This is a genomic window from Vibrio sp. Vb1166, assembly GCF_033338695.1.
Taxonomy (GTDB): domain Bacteria; phylum Pseudomonadota; class Gammaproteobacteria; order Enterobacterales; family Vibrionaceae; genus Vibrio; species Vibrio alginolyticus.
This window is the reverse complement of sequence record NZ_JAWOTE010000010.1, coordinates 51285-71196: the sequence shown is the minus strand read 5'-3', so window position 1 is coordinate 71196 and position 19912 is coordinate 51285. Positions and strand designations below refer to the sequence as shown.

The window sequence follows — 19912 nt, the reverse complement described above, 5'->3', positions numbered from 1 at the left end:
CGCTAAATGATGTCGCAAGTTGTTTTTCAAAGTTTTAAGGCAAATAGCGTTTTGGATTCACTGATTTACCTTGATAGCGAATTTCAAAGTGTAGTTTGACCGACTTTGCACCTGAACTACCCATGGTGGCGATTTTTTGTCCGCTTTTTACGCTTTGTCCTTCTGTGACCAGCAGTTTGTCATTATGTGCGTATGCGCTTAAATAATTGTCGTTATGCTTTACTATAATTAAGTTGCCATAACCTCGTAGCGCATTGCCTGAATAAACGACTGTGCCGGCTGCGGTTGAAACGATAGGTTGACCACGCTGTCCTGCGATGTCGATACCTTTATTTCCCTGTTCTCCCGCCGAAAAGTTCTTGATTACTCTCCCTTTTGTTGGCCACAACCACTTTGAGACTTTATCACTCTTTGCTGTGGTAGTTGGCGCTTTTTGCTTCACTTTTTGGTTATCTTTTGAACCAACATACTCCTTTGTTTTCGATTGTTCAACCTTCTTTGGAGGCTGTTTTTGTACGACTTTAGGCTTAGTCTCTGTAGGTTTTTGACTAGAGTTTTTACTCGAAGGTTTAGGTTTAGAGGCTGTTGATGTTTTCGTCACTGGAGCTGGGGGTGTCGTAACAACAGGAGCCACAACGGGTTCAACTTTTTGACCATATTTAGGGGCGACATATTTCGGAGCCCAAAGTTTTAGCCTCTGTCCTGGGTAGATAGTGTAAGGCTGAGTTAACTCATTGTAACGAACAAGATCATTTACATCTTTATCTGTGACATAAGCTATGAAGTAAAGTGTATCGCCTTTTTTTACCTCATAATAACTCCCTCTGTAACTCCCTCTTTCAAGGCTTGAATAGTCTTTTTTTAGGCTAGAGACAGGTGCAGGGGAATGCGCTGCACAACCAAGTAGTCCTGCAGCAAACACAAAGCTAATACCAATATGACGTAGTAACTTATTCACCTATCCCTAACCCTTAAGCTAAATCACCCGCAACCAGAGGTACGAACCGAACCATTTCTACAACGGTAGAGAGATATTCGTCTCCCTTACGCTCTATTTTTAATAACTGTTGTTCCGTATCTCCAACAGGAATGACCATTTTGCCGCCATCTCTTAATTGTGAGAGAAGAGCTTGGGGAATCACTTCAGCGGCAGCGGTAACAATAATAGCATCGAAAGGACCTCTCGCTTCCCAGCCCTGCCACCCATCAGCATGCTTAGTTGAAACATTGTAAATATCCAATTGCTTCAGGCGACGCTTTGCTTCCCATTGCAACGATTTAATTCGCTCAACGGAGTATACATGATCAACAATTTGCGCCAGTACCGCGGTTTGATAACCCGATCCCGTTCCGATTTCCAGAACACGACTCGCCGGCTCTAGCTCAAGCAACTCGGTCATACGCGCAACGATATAAGGCTGAGAAATAGTTTGTCCCTGACCAATTGGTAACGCATTGTTATCATAGGCTTGGTGCATCATCGCTTGAGAAACAAAGCTTTCTCGTGGCAAGCGTTGGATAGCATCCAGAACTCTTTGGTCTTTGATGCCACTGGAGATAAGAAACGCTATCAACCTGTCAGCATGTGGGTTACTCATTACTTCTCTTCCTTTAACCAACTATCCATAGCACGCAGCGACTCGTGAGCGGTGAGATCAACTTGCAGAGGCGTCATTGAAACTCGGCCATGCTCAATTGCATAAAAGTCCGTGCCCTCTCCTGCATCTTGCTCCTTTCCTGGTGGCCCTAACCAATAAATGTCATGGCCTCTCGGATCTTTCTGCTTGATCATATTCTCTGCGTGATGACGTGCACCTAAACGCGTAACTTCAATTTCACCTAAATTCTCTGATGGTAAGTCAGGCACGTTTACGTTCAGTAGACGATTCGTTGGAATCGGCGACGCTAAATGCTGTTGTACAATTTGACGTGCAATTTTAGCGGCGGATTCGAAATGTCGCTTACCCACTAGAGAAAAAGCCACCGACTGAACGCCAAGGAAATGACCTTCCATGGCTGCTGCTACTGTTCCAGAATAAAGAACATCATCACCCAAATTAGCGCCATGGTTGATTCCTGACAGAACAAGATCAGGCAAATCATCTTTCATTAGCTCATTCAGCGCGAAATGCACACAATCCGTGGGCGTGCCTTGCACTGAGTAGATATTTGGGGCAATTTCAGTCACGCGTAATGGTTGTTCTAATGTGAGTGAATTCGAAGCACCTGAACGATTTCGATCAGGTGCGACAATGGTCACTTCAGCGATATCTCTCAACTCATCAGCGAGGGCATGAATCCCTTGAGCATGAACACCATCATCATTGCTGATTAAGACTCTTAAGGGCTTCGGGTTTCGTGAATCCTGTTCCATTAGTATTCTCTTTCTACTTCAACCTCATTAACTAACTCACGAACAATAGAGGTCGCAAAAGATCCCGCATCCAGTGAGAAAGTCAGCGTAATGTTGTTACCTTCAACCGTCCAAGCTAAATCTTTTGGCTTCAGCGCAATATCGCGACGATCGTGGCGCATGCGATTACCACGAATCAACGCCATGAGGTCAGGCTCTTCGTCTAAAAACGGTTGCTCTAATGCCAGAGCCTCGGCTTGAGTAGGCAGTGCATTATCGCCAGCAAGCGCAGCGGTAATTGCCGCTTCACCTTGTGCAAATTGCACTTGCAAATCAGTGATGTTGTTTGCATCAATCAACTGAGTGCCTGAATTCGTCTGTGCAATGTCACCATCAATGAACTTATCAAACACACAATTCTCTAGACGAGCTGAAACGATGCGGTTGAAAATCCACGAACGAGCCGCTGATAAATACATGCTTCGCTTGTTTTGATTGCGGGTACGAACGTTTTCGCGTCCCCATCGACGTGCTTCTTCAAGGTTGTTGCCATCGTTACCAAAACGCTGACTACCAAAGTAGTTTGGCACGCCAACTTGTTTCACTTTTTCAAGACGTTGCTCTACATCCGCTATATCTGTCACTTCAGACAAAGTAACCACGAACTCGTTCCCTACTAGGTCACCAGGACGCAGTTTTTTATTGTGACGATCTGTTGCAAGGATTTCGATACTTGGGTATTGAGCCAAAAACGCTGAAAAATCTGGCGTTTCACCTTTTGGTAAATGGACACTTAACCACTGTTCCGTCACCGCATGACGGTCTTTAAGACCCGCCCAGCTAACGTCTTTCGACTTAACACCACAGGCTTTTGCTAACTCGTTAGCAACGAAGCTGGTGTTCTCGCCCGTTTTACGGATACGAACCATTAAGTGCTCGCCTTCGCCCGTAAAGGCAAAACCTAAATCTTCGCGAACCTGAAAATGCTCTGGCTGCGCTTTAATTTTTGCCGATGCAACTGGCTTACCCGTTAGGTAAGCCAATGAAGATAAAATGTCTGACATGATGTGTTTCCGCTGATATCACAGCTTAGAGGAGCAAATTGCTAGTTATTGCTTAAACAGAAGTACAACGGCTTCCGTTGCAATGCCTTCTTTGCGTCCAGTAAAACCGAGACGTTCTGTCGTCGTCGCTTTTACGTTAATGTTACTAATGTCGGTTTCTAGGTCTTCGGCTATCGCCGCACACATTGCGTCAATGTGTGGTGCCATTTTAGGCGCTTGTGCCATGATGGTTACATCAGCATTGCCAAGACGGTAGCCTTGCTCTTTAACTCGACGGTAAACGTCTTTCAGTAATTCACGACTGTTTGCGCCTTTCCATTTATCATCCGTATCTGGGAAATGACGACCAATATCGCCGGCAGCAATCGCGCCCAGCAGAGCATCCGTTAACGCATGCAACGCTACATCGCCATCTGAGTGTGCAATCAAACCTTGCTCATAAGGGATTGCTACACCACCAATAATGACTGGGCCTTCACCACCGAATTTATGTACATCGAAACCATGACCAATTCGAATCATTTTCTATCCTTTCTTTATTCGCCGCGCTCACGGCTTAGATAAAACTCGGCTAACGCAAGGTCTTCTGGCTGAGTGATTTTTATATTGTTCGCATTCCCTTGAACTAAGGCTGGCTTCTCGCCTAACCACTCCAAAGCCGAGGCTTCATCAGTAATAGTTACACCCTGTTCTAATGCGTCAGCCAGTGCTTGAGTAAGCTGCTGAGTTTTAAACATTTGTGGAGTCAGTGCATGCCACAATGCTTCTCTATCTACCGTATGATCGATATCTTGCACTGCGTTTGCTCGCTTCATTGTATCTCTCACAGGAGATGCGAGAATGCCACCCGTTGAGTGGGCGCAGCAAACATCAATCAAACGGTCAATGTCGGATGTTAATACACATGGCCTTGCAGCGTCGTGAACTAATACCCACTCGCTTTCCAGATGCTCATTGACATAGTTTAGCCCTGATAACACAGAGTCTGCTCTTTCTTTACCACCAGCTACACGAATCACATCTGGGTGCTTAGCAACGGACAATTCTGGGTAATATGGGTCGCCGTCAGTAACGGCAACGACAACCTTAGAAATATTTGGGTGAGAAAGCAGTTTCTCTACGGTATGTTCCAGTACCGCTTTACCTTCGATCAATAAATATTGCTTAGGGCGATCTGCCTTCATTCTGCTACCCACACCAGCAGCAGGCACAATTGCGATATGCGATGAGTTCATATCCAACATTTTAATGGTTTTCCTCACCTATAATGCGGTAAAAAGTCTCGCCATCTTTAACTAAACCGAGCTCATGACGCGCACGTTCTTCAATCGCATCAAGACCTTGCCTTAAGTCATCAATCTCAGCGAACATTTCATTGTTGCGAGCTTGTAGCTTGCTGTTCACTTGTTGCTGAACTTCAATTTCATCTTTTACTGTGTAGTAGTCAGACACTCCGTTTTTACCAAACCATAGAGTGTATTGAAGCAAGCCAAACAGTAGCGTAAGGGCTATAACAAAGATTCGCATATCGCTGCTAACATTCTGTACCGGAAGGAATTAGATAAGGTGACATATATAGCATAAATGCGAGGTTGCCTCTAGGGGAGAAAGGGAGACTCACACGCTCCTTACAAGAAATAAGCAGCAAAATGAAACAAGCTCATAGGAAGCGCTCCTTACCCATGACCAAAGTAAGAGCCAAAAATACAAACTTATAAATACAAAAAAACCGCCGTAGCGATGGTTTCAAAAAGCTATTTAGCGAAACTTTACTCAATAAGAATTAAGCTTGACCTTTAACTTCTTTAAGACCGCTTCCTTGAAACATGGAGGAGCGCGCTCACTTAGCGCTTCCGTCATATAAAAAACGCCCCACAAGTGCGAGGCGTTTTCAAAAGCTTTAAGTTAAGCGGTTAATTCAATTAAGAATTAAGCTTGACCTTTAACTTCTTTAAGACCGTTGAAAGGAGCGCGCTCACCTAGAGCTTCCTCGATACGGATTAGCTGGTTGTACTTAGCAACACGGTCAGAACGGCTCATAGAACCAGTTTTGATTTGACCTGCAGCTGTACCTACCGCTAGGTCAGCGATAGTTGCATCTTCAGTTTCGCCAGAACGGTGAGAGATTACTGCTGTGTAACCTGCGTCTTTAGCCATCTTGATTGCAGCTAGAGTCTCAGTTAGAGAACCGATTTGGTTGAACTTGATAAGGATAGAGTTAGCTACGCCTTTCTCGATACCTTCAGCAAGGATCTTAGTGTTAGTAACGAATAGATCGTCACCTACTAGTTGAAGCTTGTCACCTAGTAGTTCAGTTTGGTGCTTGAAGCCATCCCAGTCAGACTCGTCTAGACCGTCTTCGATAGAAACGATTGGGAATTGGTTAGCTAGCTCAGCTAGGTAGTGGTTGAACTCTTCAGAAGTGAAAGTTTTACCTTCGCCTTTCATGTTGTAGATGCCAGCTTCTTTGTCGAAGAACTCAGATGCAGCACAGTCCATAGCTAGAGTTACGTCTTTACCTAGTTCGTAACCAGCAGCTGCAACAGCTTCTGCGATAACTTCTAGAGCTTCAGCGTTAGATTTAAGGTTAGGAGCGAAACCACCTTCATCACCAACTGCAGTGCTGTAGCCTTTAGACTTAAGAACTTTAGCTAGGTTGTGGAATACTTCTGCACCGATACGTAGACCTTCTTTAAGAGTCTTAGCGCCAACTGGTTGGATCATGAACTCTTGGATGTCAACGTTGTTGTCTGCGTGCTCACCACCGTTGATGATGTTCATCATTGGTAGAGGCATAGAGAACTGACCTGCAGTGCCGTTTAGCTCAGCGATGTGCTCGTATAGAGGCATGCCTTTCGCAGCAGCAGCAGCTTTAGCGTTTGCTAGAGAAACAGCTAGGATAGCGTTAGCACCGAATTTAGATTTGTTTTCAGTGCCGTCTAGTTCGATCATTACTGCGTCGATTGCAGCTTGGTCTTTAGCGTCTTTGCCAACTAGAGCTTCAGCGATTGGGCCGTTTACAGCTTCAACTGCTTTAAGAACACCTTTACCTAGGAAACGTGCTTTGTCACCGTCACGTAGCTCAAGAGCTTCGCGAGAACCAGTAGATGCGCCAGATGGAGCTGCCGCCATACCTACGAAACCGCCTTCTAGGTGTACTTCAGCTTCTACAGTTGGGTTACCACGTGAGTCGATGATTTCACGACCTAGAACTTTAACGATCTTAGACATTAATGTTTCCTCTCGTTTCAAATATAAATGTCAATCTTAAAGGGCAGCAGCACAACCTTCGCCGCCGCCCGTATCCTTTTACTTCTCGAATTCGCCGCGTGCGTTTTGGCCCGCAGCCTTAACAAAACCTGCAAACAATGGATGTCCATCGCGAGGAGTCGAGGTGAATTCTGGGTGGAACTGAGCCGCTACAAACCATGGGTGAGCTGGGTTCTCAATCATTTCCACTAACTTCTTGTCCGCAGATAGACCTGATACTTTTAGGCCTGCTTTTTCGATTTGCGGACGAAGCACGTTATTCACTTCGTAACGGTGACGGTGACGTTCATGGATCGTCGCGCTACCGTACAGTTCACGAGCTTTAGTCCCTTTCTCTAGGTGACACAGCTGTGAACCAAGACGCATCGTACCGCCTAGGTCAGACTTTTCAGTACGCTCTTCTACGCTACCTGATTCGTCTACCCACTCTGTGATCAAACCTACCACAGGGTACTTAGTCTCTTTGTTAAATTCTGTTGAATGTGCACCTTCCATACCCGCAACGTTACGCGCGTATTCGATTAGTGCAACTTGCATACCCAAACAAATACCTAGGTAAGGCACGTTATTTTCACGTGCATATTGAGCCGCACGGATCTTGCCTTCAATACCACGATCGCCGAAGCCACCTGGTACTAGGATTGCGTCCAAACCTTCTAGAAGTTCAACGCCTTTTGTTTCGATATCTTGTGAGTCTACATACTTAATTGTGACGCTTAGGCGGTTTTTCAAGCCAGCGTGTTTAAGCGCTTCGTTCACAGATTTGTATGCATCTGGTAATTCAATGTATTTACCAACCATACCGATGGTTACTTCACCAGTAGGATTTGCTTCTTCGTAGATAACCTGTTCCCATTCAGAAAGGTCTGCTTCAGGAGCAGTAATACCAAAGCGAGCACACACAAGGTCATCTAGCCCTTGAGATTTAATCAACTGAGGGATCTTGTAGATAGAGTCTACATCCTTCATTGAAATTACTGCTTTTTCTGGAACATTACAGAACAGTGCGATTTTTTTACGCTCATTCGCAGGAATAACGCGATCGCTACGGCAAACTAGGATGTCTGGCTGAATACCGATAGATAGAAGTTCTTTTACAGAGTGTTGCGTCGGCTTAGTTTTCACTTCGCCCGCTGCCGCTAGGTAAGGAACAAGTGTTAGGTGCATGAACATTGCGCGCTCACGGCCTAGCTCAACAGCTAGCTGACGAATCGCTTCCATAAATGGTAGTGATTCGATATCACCAACAGTACCGCCAACTTCAACGATAGCCACATCATGGCCTTCAGAACCTGCAATAACGCGATCTTTGATTGCGTTAGTGATATGAGGGATAACTTGAATAGTTGCGCCTAGGTAGTCACCACGACGTTCTTTACGAAGTACGTCGGCATAAACACGACCTGCAGTGAAGTTGTTACGCTTGGTCATCTTGGTACGGATGAAACGCTCGTAGTGACCAAGGTCAAGGTCAGTCTCTGCGCCATCTTCTGTAACGAACACTTCACCGTGCTGAGTAGGGCTCATTGTGCCCGGGTCAACGTTGATGTAAGGGTCAAGCTTCATCATAGTCACTTTAAGACCACGAGCTTCTAGAATAGCCGCAAGAGATGCTGCTGCAATACCTTTACCTAGAGAGGATACAACCCCGCCAGTAACAAAAATGTAATTTGTCGTCATGTTTAACCTGAAATTGGTTGAATGAGGGAAATGGAGTGCTTCTGGACGGGAGATAAATATACCAGAAGCTCCTTACCGCCACAACGTGAAATCTATCACACCGTAATTTTTTATTTTTTGCTTCAAATCAAAGTGAGCAAAGACAAACCAAAGTCCGTTTTCGTGTAACCAAACAAGCTGACCTTATATTATGTATTCTGCCAGTTTACCTCTGCCTCGATTCTTCTTGTTTTACTTCATCCCAAAAATGGTCAAGTTCTGATAAAGAACAATCTGTAAGTACTTTGCCTGACTGCTGGACCTTGCCTTCAACTTGTTTAAAACGTCGCGCAAACTTTACGTTTGCTTTTCCTAGTGCGACTTCTGGGTTTTTATCAAGGTGGCGAGCCAAATTGACAGTCGCAAATAGCAAATCACCGAGCTCCAACTCAACTTTCTCTTCATCGGGCTGAACTTGCAGTGCCTCTTCCATGACTTCGTCAATTTCTTCTCGTACTTTATCGACAACCGGGCCAAGTGAATCCCAATCAAACCCAAATTTTGCACATTTTTTCTGAATTTTTGTAGCACGAGAAAGTGCCGGCAAAGAGTTTGGTATTGAGTCTAGGATACTTTCTTCCGCTTTGCCTACTAGGGCTTTTTCTTTTGCTTTTTCCGCTTCCCAGTTCGCGTTAATTTCCTCGTCAGATTCAAACTCAACATCTGAAAAAACATGCGGGTGGCGACGAGTCAGTTTTTCGTTCACGGTTTCGACGACATCCGAAAAGTCGAACAGCTCTTGCTCTTTCGCTAGCTGACTGTAAAAAATCACCTGAAACAACAAATCCCCTAGCTCTTCTTTTAGATTGGGCCAATCTCGATTTTGAATCGCGTCCACCACTTCGTAGGTTTCTTCTATAGTATGCGGAACGATGGTGTCAAAGGTTTGTTTTAAGTCCCAAGGGCAACCGTTTTCTGGGTCACGCAACTTCGCCATGATTTGTTCTAACTGTTCAATTGGATGACTCATTTTTTGTTCCTTTAAACCTTTCTATTAAAGAAAAAGGTGAGCAGCCAAAACCACTCACCTTCCACATTGTATTTTCTCAGCAGCTTTCACTAAGTAATTGTTACTTTGACAAGGCAACAAATTTTCGCGACTCCTGAGCATGGTTCACCATGTGATGGAGCAAGTGCGTACAGTCAACAACGCTACAACGATAACTATGACGAGAGTTTTAGCCGAGGCGTTTCACCGTCATGACATCCTTGATCTGTTCCACGCGCTTCGAAACCCGCGAAAGCACCTCAATATTGGTGACTTCTAGGTCAAAGTCCATGATGGCAAGTTGACGTCTGTAGTCGACTCGGTTCTTCATACTGGTCACTTTGATCTTTTCGTTGGCGAACAGTGTCGTAATGTCTTTGAGTAGACCACCTCGCTCCATCGCTTCAACACGCACGGTGAGGATGTATGACCCCACAAAGCCGCTGCCCCAGACTGTATCGATGATGCGCTCTGGCGCATGATGGCGCAGTTCTTCTAACTGTTCACAGTCACTACGGTGTACTGAAATCCCACGACCTTGCGTTATGTAACCAGAGATATCGTCACCTGGAATTGGCTGACAGCAACGTGCTAGATGTGTCATTAGGTTATCGACGCCTTCTACTACAACTGCGTCTTTTTTCGGTCGGCTTTGCGCGGGTGATTTATGCTCAGCTTCTTGCAGTTTTTCCAGTGCTTGCTGATCTTCTTCCTCTGCCGTTGGCTTGTTAACTAACGCGTTGATATGGTTAATTATTTGGTTGATACGCAAATCACCGCTACCTACACCAACATACAATTCATCTGGTGTTTTGACGTTAAACCGCTTGAGGGCGTAATGCTCTGCATCTTTTAACGTTGCGCCAATTTTGGCTAACTCATGCTCAAGGATTTCACGACCTGCTTCAAGGTTCTTCTCACGGCTTTGTTTTCGGAACCAGGCGTTAATTTTGGCACGCGCACGACCAGAATGAACGAAGCCTAATGATGGGTTTAACCAGTCACGTGATGGGTTAGGTTCTTTCTGAGTGATAATCTCGACTTGGTCACCCATATGTAATTTATGCGTGAACGGCACAATACGACCTCCGACTTTGGCACCGATACAACGGTGTCCCACTTCGGAGTGAATGTGATAGGCAAAATCTAGCGGCGTTGCCCCCATTGGCAAATCGACAACATCACCACGTGGTGTAAAGGCATAAACACGGTCATCAAAGACTTGGCTACGCAGCTCATCGAGCATTTCGCCAGAGTCAGACATTTCTTCTTGCCAATCCAATAGCTTACGCAGCCACGTGATCTTCTCATCATAACCGCTTCGGCTGCTTGCCCCTTCTTTATATTTCCAGTGCGCTGCAACCCCCAGTTCCGACTCTTCATGCATTTGCTTGGTACGAATCTGGATCTCGATGGTTTTGCCTTCTGGCCCTAGAATTACTGTATGGATCGATTGATAACCGTTTGGTTTAGGGTTAGCAACGTAGTCATCAAACTCGCTCGGTAGGTGCTTGTATTTGGTGTGAACTACGCCTAAAGCCGCGTAACAATCTTGCAGTTTGTCTGCGATGATACGCACTGCTCGCACATCAAACAGCTCATCAAAGGCCAAACTCTTTTTCTGCATTTTTCGCCAAATGCTGTAGATGTGCTTAGGTCGACCACTCACTTCGGCATTGATGCCCGACACTTCCATTTCGTGCGTGAGGTCTTCAACAAAGTCTTTGATGTACTGTTCACGAACAATGCGTCGCTCAGAAAGCTGTTTGGCAATTTGTTTGTAAGTTTCCGGTTGTTGGTAGCGGAAAGCGTAATCTTCAATTTCCCATTTCAGCTGACCGATGCCTAATCGGTTTGCTAGCGGCGCATAGATGTTGGCACACTCTTTTGCCGCCGCACGTCGAACTTCATCTGGCGCTTTTTTAACTTCAATAAGATTACAAATTCGTTCCGCGAGCTTGATAACTACGCAGCGGAAGTCATCCACCATGGCAAGCAGCATACGGCGTACGTTATCTACCTGAGATGACGCTGCACTGCCTTCCATGTTGACGTTGAGTTGGCCAATAGCAGCCATTTCTTCAACGCCGTCGATTAATTTTATGATTTCTTTGCTGTATTTCTCTTCCAGAATTTCTCTGTTAAAAGCACCACTTGAAACCAAAGGAAACAGTTGAGCAGCCACTAAAGTGGCTTGATCCATAGACAAGGTGATCAAAATTTCGATCATTTCTCGTCCACGCCACAACAACAGCTCCGCTTGCTCGTTATCAGCTAATACCGTCTGGCAATCTCGATATACTTCGATTAAGCGTGAGGCTGTGTTTTTCTCTTGTCCTAGGCTAGCCACCCAGTTTTCGAGTTCAAACTGTTCATCTTGGTTTAAATGCGCGCTTCTTACCGCAACCATCTCATCATCCTAATTATTATATTCGTGTGGTTTGACTAACACCGTCCAGGTTAGTTCTTTTTACCGCGCGTACACGCTGGCTTTATGACCACCCACCACAAATAAGGGGTCAAAGTCCTAAAGTTAGGACTTTTCAAACAATGCCATCGATTCTAGATGACTGGTATGAGGGAACATGTCCAGCATACCTAATTTAGTTAATTTATAGCCTTGCTCTATCAAGCTTTGACTATCCCTAGCAAGGGTAGCAGGATTACAAGAAACATAAACTACACGCTGTGCGCCAAGCTCAGAAACTTGATCGATGATCCCACTCGCTCCCGCGCGTGCCGGGTCTAATAATACTTTATCAAACCGCTCTGCGGTCCAGGCTTGGCCTTCAAAATCTTGCTCAAGGTTAGCGTGATAAAATTGCGCGTTATTGATTTGGTTCAAAGATGCATTGTTTGTGGCTTTTTCTACCATCTCTGCAACACCCTCTACTCCAACCACGTACTTAGCTAATTTCGCAACTGGTAAACTAAAGTTGCCTAAACCACAGAACAAATCTAACACTCGGTCACTCTTTTGTGGGTCTAACCACTCAACCGCTTGTTTGACCATTTGTTGGTTTACACCTTGGTTTACTTGAATAAAGTTATTTGGTGCAAAAGGGATTTTCACTCCAACTTCTTGATAAAAAGGCATATCGCCTTCGATAAGGTCTAATTGTTCTGTCGATGGCATTAAGTACAACGATGCGCCATGACGTTTTGCCAACTCCGTTAGAGATTGAGTTTCACTCGTTGTCAGAGCGCTCAAGTGGCGCAGCGTAATACACGGCCCATTATCACCAAGTACCAGCTCTACATGACCTAATTGTTCCGGCTTTTTGAACGCTTTTAGGGCTGAGTAAATCTCTGGCAGCAAAACATTCAGTTCCGGTGCCAGCACTGGGCAATCGGTCACTTGCGCAATTTGCTTACTCTGCTTTTTACGGAAACCAAAATGTAGCTGACGTGTTTTTTTATCAACAAACAAGCTCACTCTCGCACGGCGACGGTAGGCCTGCGAATATCCCAATAACGGGGCATCTAGTTCAATGTCACTGCCTGAAAATTTTCGCATTAGCTGACGCAACGTTTGCTGTTTGTACGTCAATTGTTGGTCATAATCTAGATGCTGCAAATCACAGCCACCGCACTCATGATAATGTGGGCAAAATGGCTCCACACGAGCTTCACTCGGCTTAAGGATTTTAATCAACTTACCGCGAGCGTATTTGCTCTTTTCTTCCACCAATTGAGTGACCACCTCCTCACCCGGCAGTGCTCCATCAATAAACAATGGCTTCTTTTTGAGGTAAGCAATGCCTGCGCCGTGGTGATCTAAACGCTCTACTTGCACTGCTTGGTGCCGAGTATTGAGTTGGGTTTTCTTTTTCGGTTGAAAGATGCGTGCCATGCTCTATGCCTGATTTATGTGTAATTGCTCTTCGGCTTCACTATTCTTGATTGCAGCCGTTGTGTGATTCGAGTGACTTGATTATGCTTACCGTTTATTCGGTGACGTCACTTCTTTGCTCAAGGCTTTATCGTGCGCTTGAGAAATAATGCGTTATTTTCCCATATCCAGACTCCGATGTAATTAGATAACATGACCAGATATGGCTTACGAGCACGTGTAATTACACTAACTCTCGCTCCCACTCTCATTATTGGTTTATTACTGAGCGGCTTTTTCTCATTTAACCGCTACCAAGACCTTGAGAAACAAGTTATCACCACTGGTAACAGCATTATTGAGCCGCTGGCGATTGCCAGTGAAACTCATCTACTATCAGAAAGCCGAGAGGCGGTACGTCGCTTGATAAGCTACGCGCACCGCAAAAACTCCAAACTGGTTCGTAGTATCGCGGTATTTGATGAACATCATGAGCTCTTTGTGACCTCTAACTTTCATCCTAATTTTGAAGCCTTGATGTTTCCCAAAGATAAACCGATCCCGCAACTGGGTAATTCGGAAATCTACGAAAACTCACTGATATTGCGTGTCCCCATTTTGTCAGAAGGTCACTACTTAGCGGAGTTGTCGAACGAAAGCCAAGGCACAAAAGCGATTGGTTACATCGCCGTCGAGTTAGATCTCTCCTCCTTGAGGCTGCAACAGTATCAAGAAGTCTTCTCTGCGTTTTTAGTTCTGGTTCTCGGTCTTGGCTTAGCAAGTGTGTTTGCTTCACGTCTAATGCACGATGTGACCCAACCTATCACCCACATGAAGAATGTCGTTGACCGCATTCGCCGCGGTCACCTTGATGTGCGTATCGAAGGCAAAATGCACGGGGAGTTAGACCAGCTAAAAAATGGCATCAACGCCATGGCGGTATCGTTATCAGAATATCACGTGGAGATGCAGCACAGTATAGACCAAGCCACGTCCGACTTACGTGAAACGCTTGAGCAGCTAGAAATTCAGAACGTTGAGCTGGATATCGCGAAGAAACGCGCGCAAGAAGCGGCCAGGGTTAAGTCAGAGTTCTTGGCAAACATGTCGCACGAGCTGCGTACTCCGCTCAATGGGGTGATTGGCTTTACTCGTCAAATGCTTAAAACGCAGCTTTCTAACAGCCAAACGGATTACCTACAGACGATTGAGAAGTCGGCGAACAACCTGCTGAATATCATCAATGACATTCTCGACTTCTCGAAACTTGAAGCGGGTAAGCTGGCGCTGGAAAACATTCCTTTTGATTTCCGAGAAAGTTTAGAAGAGGTAATTAACCTACAAGCCACAAGTGCACATGAGAAAGGGTTAGAAATCACCCTAAAAGTGGACCCTAAAATTCCACCGGGTTTAGTTGGGGATCCACTACGTATTCAGCAAATTTTGACGAACTTAGTCGGTAACTCAATCAAGTTTACCGAGCGAGGCAACATTGATGTTAGCGTAGAAATGCGCTCTCAATCAGGAGACTCCGTCGAACTGCAATTCATGGTGCGTGATACCGGTATTGGTATCTCTGAGCGTCAGCAAGCGCAGTTGTTCCAAGCCTTTAGCCAAGCGGATGCCAGTATTTCACGTCGTTACGGTGGTACTGGCCTTGGTCTGGTCATCACTCAGAAACTGGTGAGCCAGATGGGCGGCGAAATCAGTTTAACCAGCCGTCTACACCAAGGTTCAACCTTCTGGTTTACGGTGCGCTTGCACTCAACCGAGATGCCAATGAGCGAACTGATTGAAGTGGAACTTCTGACTGGGAAGCAGTTACTGCTGATTGAACCAAACATGCAAGCCGCATCCGTAACCCAACAGATTCTTAGTCAGGAGGGTATTTTAGTAACCTACCGCTCTTCGCTACCAAACAACGAAGAACAATATGATTATGTATTGTTGAATTTAGCGGCCAACCAGACTCACGATGCGGAAGTTATTACACCTTGGATAGAACAAGCGAAACGTATGGCTCCGAGTGTTCTCCTAGGGACACCGAGTACCGAATTGGCGCTTGCGGACCAAATAATGACAGAGCATCACGTCCAGTGCCTGACGAAGCCATTGTCTCGCCGTAAGTTGCTACAAAGCCTGATTAGCGAACATGTAGAATCGCCACCTGTATTAAGCGCTCCAATTACGCCAAGCGAAGGGGACCGTTTACCTCTGACTGTACTAGCAGTGGATGACAACCCTGCAAACTTGAAGCTGATCTCTGCACTGCTCCGCGAACGAGTAGAAACCGTCACCGCCTGTAGCAATGGCCAGCAAGCGGTGAACCTGGCGACAGAGAAAAAGTACGATTTAATCTTTATGGATATCCAAATGCCACAAATGGATGGGGTGACCGCTTGTAAGCACATTAAAGAGTTGGAGTTAAATAAAGACACGCCAGTGATTGCTGTAACGGCGCATGCCATGGCAGGGGAACGAGACCGCTTGCTCTCAGCAGGAATGGATGACTACTTGACCAAACCTATTGAAGAGCATGTGCTGCAACAGGTTTTGGTTCACTGGAACCCAAATGCTTGTACAGAGAGCATTGGCAAAGTCGCCCCTTCATACGTTGATGAACCTGAAGGAAGCGCACCACAACCCGTTTCTTCGCCTCAGCAGGATGTGATTATTGATTGGCAAGCAGCCTTAAAACAGAGCGCGAATAAAGAGGATCTCGCTAAAGACATGCTGCGCATGTTGATTGAGTTCATCCCTGAAGTAGAAGCAGTCGTTGACCAAGCTCTGGAGCAAGAAGATATCTCCCGTGATGACCTAATTCATGTCATCCATAAGCTGCACGGCAGTAGTTCATATTGTGGCGTTCCAAGACTGAAGTCACTCTGTGCGACGCTTGAGCAAGCACTGCGCTCAGGGGTCAGTCTTGAGGAAGTTGAGCCTGAAATGTTCGAGCTGCAAGATGAAATGATTAAAGTAACAACAACCGCAAAGTTATACCTTGAACAGTGATCTATTGAAGAGAAACAAAAGCCAGAGCAAATGCTCTGGCTTTTTAGTATTTTGTTTAAGACTTACAAGCTAGGATTCAAAAATAACCGTCGCCACAGCGTAATGACGCTCATCGGAAATGGACAGGTGAATGTGGTTAACGCCCATCGCATCCGCTATTTGCTTGGCTGTGCCCGTCAATGCGAGCACTGGTTTTCCAAGCGCATCGTTCGAGATGGAAAAATCGTGAAACGTGACCCCTTTTGCTATCCCTGTTCCCAATGCTTTTGAGGCCGCTTCTTTGACTGCAAAGCGCTTAGCAAGATAACGACCTTGCAGCTTAAGCTGTGAGAATTTGGCCATTTCTTCTTCTGAAAGAATCCGCTGAGCAAAAGGTTCACCACTACGAGCTAACGCTTTTTCAATACGCTCAATTTCTGCAATGTCGGTCCCTAACCCTATAATCGCCATCTAGATAGCCCTATGACTGGCGAGCCTCAATCATCAGTGCTTTCATGTCAGCAACCGCTTTATTTAAACCATCAAATACTGCGCGACCAATGATTGAGTGACCAATGTTGAGTTCGTAAATTTCTGGTAATGCAGCAATTGGTGCGACATTGTGATAAGTCAGGCCATGCCCGGCATTAACAATAATACCTAGGTCATGTGCATAACTCGCACCAGCAGCAATCTTCTTCAGTTCAGCTTGCTGTTCGTCTTCTGTCGTCGCATCTGCATAGTGGCCAGTATGTAGCTCAATAAACGGAGCGCCACACTTTTTCGCAGCTTCAATCTGTTGACGGTCAGCATCAATAAAGAGCGAAACTTTAATGCCGGCATCTGTCAGCTTTTTCGTCGCAGCTTTAATTTTTTCAAGCTGCCCTACAACATCTAAGCCACCTTCCGTCGTCAGTTCTTCACGCTTTTCAGGCACTAGACACACAAACTCTGGTTTAGTTTGCAGCGCAATCTCAACCATTTCGTCCGTCACTGCCATCTCTAGATTCATACGCGTTTGAATGGTTTCACGCAGAATACGTACATCACGATCCAAAATATGGCGACGGTCTTCACGTAAGTGGATAGTGATACCGTCCGCGCCTGCACGCTCTGCAATTTCAGCAGCGTGAACAGGATCCGGGTATCTTGTACCACGTGCATTACGTAGAGTGGCAATATGGTCGATATTGACGCCTAAATAAATTGAGCTCATTTTCCGTTACTCCGTGCTCTGGGGGTCTGAATGAAAAATTCACGACTTTTTAAAGGTTTGCCGCCAAGATACGGCTTTAAGGCTATACGTGTAAAGCGTTTTGCCGCTTTTAGCTGCTCTTTAGTGACGAACCGCCGCTCACTGATAGCAATCAGTTCATTCCCTAAAAACGTGAGGTTATCGCGCCTAACCGAAGCAATAAACCCTTTCTGTTCCCGGTAACGATAGGTCATTTCTGGATCGACGGGCTCGCCGGTACCTGCACAATGCAAAAAATCCACGCCATACCCCATCGCAGACAGCAAGGCTAACTCAAAACGACGCAGTGCAGGCTCAGGGTTCTCGTTGTGCGCCAACTCGGTTAAAGCATGCAAATAATCATGAAATAGTGCTGGCATCGGCACTTCAGCCATCAAAATACGGCCAATCAGTTCATTGACGTACATGGCTGAGTAGAGATTAATGCCCGTTAACGGCAAACCTAGACTTATCGGCTCGGCTTGACGCAAAGTTTTCATTGAGCCTTTCCCCGACCATTTAAGTAATAGCGGGGTAAAAGGTTGCAATGCGCCTTTTAAGTTCGAACGCTTACTGCGCGCGCCTTTGGCCATTAAAGTCATTCGGCCATATTCCTCACTAAATACATCAAGGATTAAGCTCGATTCACTGTAAGGGCGTCGGTGCAATACAAAACAGCGCTGTAAACCTTCGGAAGACAGATTACTCATCTAAGTCATTGTGCCTAAAAAGTGTGAAATAAAAAATAAGGAGCCGAGCGGCTCCTTATTTTAATCGATACTGATTTTTCATCGATGTTGGAGCGAAGCACCTTCGCAGCCAAGATTATAAATCGTCTATATAACCCAACGATCGCAACGCTCGTTCGTCGTCTGCCCAGCCAGATTTCACTTTTACCCAAGTTTCTAGGTAAACCTTACGACCGAACAATTCTTCCATATCTAAACGCGCTTCGCGACCAATGGTTTTAATCTTCTCGCCGCCTTTGCCAATCACCATTTTCTTCTGGCCATTACGCTCAACAAGAATCAAGGCATTGATGTGGAAACCGTCGGTTTCAGGGTTGTAATCAAAACGTTCAATCTCAACCGTTACTGAGTATGGCAGCTCTTCACCAGTAAAGCGCATCAGCTTTTCACGCACAATCTCAGACGCCATAAAACGCTGAGAACGGTCAGTCACGTATTCTTCTGGGAAGTGATGCGTTGCTTTAGGTAAGTGATTACGCACGTGCTTACGCAGTACGTCAATGTTCTTACCTTGCTTGGCAGAGATTGGCACAACATCCACGAAGTCCATCTTCTTAGACATCTCCGCCATGTGTAGCATCACGTCGTTACGATCTTGTACGTTGTCGACTTTGTTTACACAAAGCACAACTGGGAAGTTCGATTTTTGAAGTTTGGTCAGTACCATCTCATCGTCTTTAGTCCAATGCGTACCATCGACTAAGAAGAACACAAGGTTTACATCACTCAATGACGAGTTAGCAGCACGGTTCATCAAACGGTTGATCGCACGCTTTTCTTCAATGTGAAGTCCAGGCGTGTCGACGTAAATCGCTTGGTAATCGCCGTCCGTATCCACACCCATAATACGGTGGCGTGTCGTTTGCGGCTTACGAGAGGTGATCGAAATCTTCTGACCCAAAATCTTGTTCAAAAGTGTCGACTTACCTACGTTTGGACGACCAACAATAGCAATAAAGCCACAGTGTTGGTTTTCTGGCGAGCTTGGCTCACCTTGTGATGCGAAAAACGCATCGATATCGAATTCGTTATCAGCCATTTGTTAATTGCTCAAGTGCTGTTTCAGCAGCCGCTTGTTCTGCCTTGCGGCGGCTGGTGCCTTTACCGATTACAGGCTTATCCACACCTGCTACTTCGCACTCAACCGTGAACTCTTGGTTGTGCGCTTCACCTTTAATATTAGTCACTGTGTAGACAGGCAGCGGTTTTCTTCTGCCTTGTAGGAACTCTTGTAGGCGAGTTTTCGGATCTTTCTGTGAAACGCCTGGTTTAATGGCTTCAAGGCGTGACTGATACCAACTCAGTACAATGCCTCGCACAACTTCAAGATCACTGTCTAGGTAAATTGCGCCAATAATGGCTTCAACCGCATCGGCTAAAATAGAGTCTCGGCGAAAACCGCCACTCTTCAATTCACCTGGACCTAATTTTAAATAATCTCCTAGATCGAATTCACGACCCAGTTCCGCCAATGTATGTCCGCGAACCAAAGTAGCACGCATGCGGCTCATGTCACCTTCGTTCACTTTTGGGAAACGATGGTACAGATCATCAGCGATGACAAAACTTAAAATTGAATCGCCCAGAAACTCAAGACGTTCATTGTGCTTACTGTTGGCGCTGCGGTGCGTCAGCGCCAAATTGATAAGCCCGGCATCTTGAAACTGGTAGCCGAGCTTTCTCTCTAGTTTATCAATTGGAGAATTCATACT

Annotated in this window: 18 protein-coding genes; 1 reads left to right on the top strand and 17 read right to left on the bottom strand. The window is 45.7% G+C overall.

What is annotated here, in order from left to right:
• Positions 1 to 34: 34 nt before the first annotated feature.
• From R7E51_RS12290 to rlmD, 12 genes are all read right to left on the bottom strand, one after another.
• Entirely contained in the window at positions 35 to 958 is a 924-nt protein-coding gene (locus R7E51_RS12290; RefSeq protein WP_206958357.1) for a peptidoglycan DD-metalloendopeptidase family protein, read from the bottom strand.
• A gap of 13 nt (positions 959 to 971) precedes the next feature.
• Positions 972 to 1598 carry a protein-L-isoaspartate(D-aspartate) O-methyltransferase gene (locus tag R7E51_RS12285; RefSeq protein ID WP_005380892.1) on the bottom strand — a complete coding sequence of 209 codons (627 nt, stop codon included), beginning with the start codon at positions 1596 to 1598 and terminating at the stop codon, positions 972 to 974.
• Positions 1598 to 2374 (bottom strand): 5'/3'-nucleotidase SurE, encoded by a 777-nt coding sequence (gene surE, locus R7E51_RS12280; protein WP_005380894.1) that lies wholly within the window; start codon positions 2372 to 2374, stop codon positions 1598 to 1600. The genes R7E51_RS12285 and surE overlap by 1 nt, the downstream gene beginning before the upstream one ends.
• Positions 2374 to 3417, bottom strand: coding sequence for a tRNA pseudouridine(13) synthase TruD (gene truD, locus R7E51_RS12275; protein ID WP_017821624.1), 1044 nt, complete (start codon positions 3415 to 3417; stop codon positions 2374 to 2376). The genes surE and truD overlap by 1 nt, the downstream gene beginning before the upstream one ends.
• Positions 3418 to 3462: 45 nt before the next feature.
• On the bottom strand, positions 3463 to 3939 hold the full coding sequence (gene ispF, locus R7E51_RS12270; protein WP_005380896.1) for a 2-C-methyl-D-erythritol 2,4-cyclodiphosphate synthase: 477 nt from the start codon (positions 3937 to 3939) through the stop codon (positions 3463 to 3465).
• A 14-nt stretch (positions 3940 to 3953) separates the two neighbouring features.
• A complete protein-coding gene (ispD, locus tag R7E51_RS12265; RefSeq protein ID WP_054701898.1) occupies positions 3954 to 4661 on the bottom strand; it encodes a 2-C-methyl-D-erythritol 4-phosphate cytidylyltransferase in 708 nt (235 codons plus the stop codon).
• A gap of 1 nt (position 4662) precedes the next feature.
• Positions 4663 to 4944: a cell division protein FtsB gene (gene ftsB, locus R7E51_RS12260; RefSeq protein WP_005380907.1), complete on the bottom strand. Its 282-nt coding sequence runs from the start codon at positions 4942 to 4944 to the stop codon at positions 4663 to 4665.
• Positions 4945 to 5346: 402 nt separating this feature from the next.
• Positions 5347 to 6648 (bottom strand): phosphopyruvate hydratase, encoded by a 1302-nt coding sequence (gene eno / locus R7E51_RS12255; RefSeq protein WP_005383785.1) that lies wholly within the window; start codon positions 6646 to 6648, stop codon positions 5347 to 5349.
• 78 nt (positions 6649 to 6726) lie between these two features.
• Positions 6727 to 8367, bottom strand: a complete 1641-nt coding sequence (locus R7E51_RS12250; protein ID WP_021034029.1) for a CTP synthase — start codon at positions 8365 to 8367, stop codon at positions 6727 to 6729.
• A gap of 205 nt (positions 8368 to 8572) precedes the next feature.
• A complete protein-coding gene (mazG, locus tag R7E51_RS12245; RefSeq protein WP_005383780.1) occupies positions 8573 to 9376 on the bottom strand; it encodes a nucleoside triphosphate pyrophosphohydrolase in 804 nt (267 codons plus the stop codon).
• A gap of 208 nt (positions 9377 to 9584) precedes the next feature.
• Positions 9585 to 11804, bottom strand: coding sequence for a GTP diphosphokinase (relA, locus tag R7E51_RS12240; protein ID WP_005380915.1), 2220 nt, complete (start codon positions 11802 to 11804; stop codon positions 9585 to 9587).
• A gap of 123 nt (positions 11805 to 11927) precedes the next feature.
• Positions 11928 to 13247, bottom strand: a complete 1320-nt coding sequence (gene rlmD / locus R7E51_RS12235; protein ID WP_206958359.1) for a 23S rRNA (uracil(1939)-C(5))-methyltransferase RlmD — start codon at positions 13245 to 13247, stop codon at positions 11928 to 11930.
• A 192-nt stretch (positions 13248 to 13439) separates the two neighbouring features.
• On the opposite strand from rlmD, the gene barA reads away from it, so the two are divergent.
• A complete protein-coding gene (gene barA / locus R7E51_RS12230; RefSeq protein ID WP_005383774.1) occupies positions 13440 to 16238 on the top strand; it encodes a two-component sensor histidine kinase BarA in 2799 nt (932 codons plus the stop codon).
• Positions 16239 to 16307: 69 nt separating this feature from the next.
• Here the strand turns inward: barA and acpS are convergent, their stop codons facing one another.
• The 5 genes from acpS to rnc all read right to left on the bottom strand — a co-directional run bounded on the left by acpS (position 16308) and on the right by rnc (position 19909).
• Positions 16308 to 16688: a holo-ACP synthase gene (acpS, locus tag R7E51_RS12225; protein ID WP_012841407.1), complete on the bottom strand. Its 381-nt coding sequence runs from the start codon at positions 16686 to 16688 to the stop codon at positions 16308 to 16310.
• Positions 16689 to 16698: 10 nt separating this feature from the next.
• A complete protein-coding gene (pdxJ, locus tag R7E51_RS12220; protein ID WP_206958362.1) occupies positions 16699 to 17433 on the bottom strand; it encodes a pyridoxine 5'-phosphate synthase in 735 nt (244 codons plus the stop codon).
• Positions 17430 to 18161 (bottom strand): DNA repair protein RecO, encoded by a 732-nt coding sequence (recO, locus tag R7E51_RS12215; RefSeq protein WP_005384578.1) that lies wholly within the window; start codon positions 18159 to 18161, stop codon positions 17430 to 17432. Before recO ends, pdxJ begins: the two co-directional genes overlap by 4 nt.
• Before the next feature lie 115 nt (positions 18162 to 18276).
• Positions 18277 to 19239: a GTPase Era gene (era, locus tag R7E51_RS12210; protein WP_005380931.1), complete on the bottom strand. Its 963-nt coding sequence runs from the start codon at positions 19237 to 19239 to the stop codon at positions 18277 to 18279.
• The gene (gene rnc / locus R7E51_RS12205) at positions 19232 to 19909 is read right to left on the bottom strand and encodes a ribonuclease III (RefSeq protein WP_005380932.1); all 678 of its coding nucleotides are present in this window, start codon (positions 19907 to 19909) and stop codon (positions 19232 to 19234) included. The genes era and rnc overlap by 8 nt, the downstream gene beginning before the upstream one ends.
• Positions 19910 to 19912: the final 3 nt, after the last annotated feature.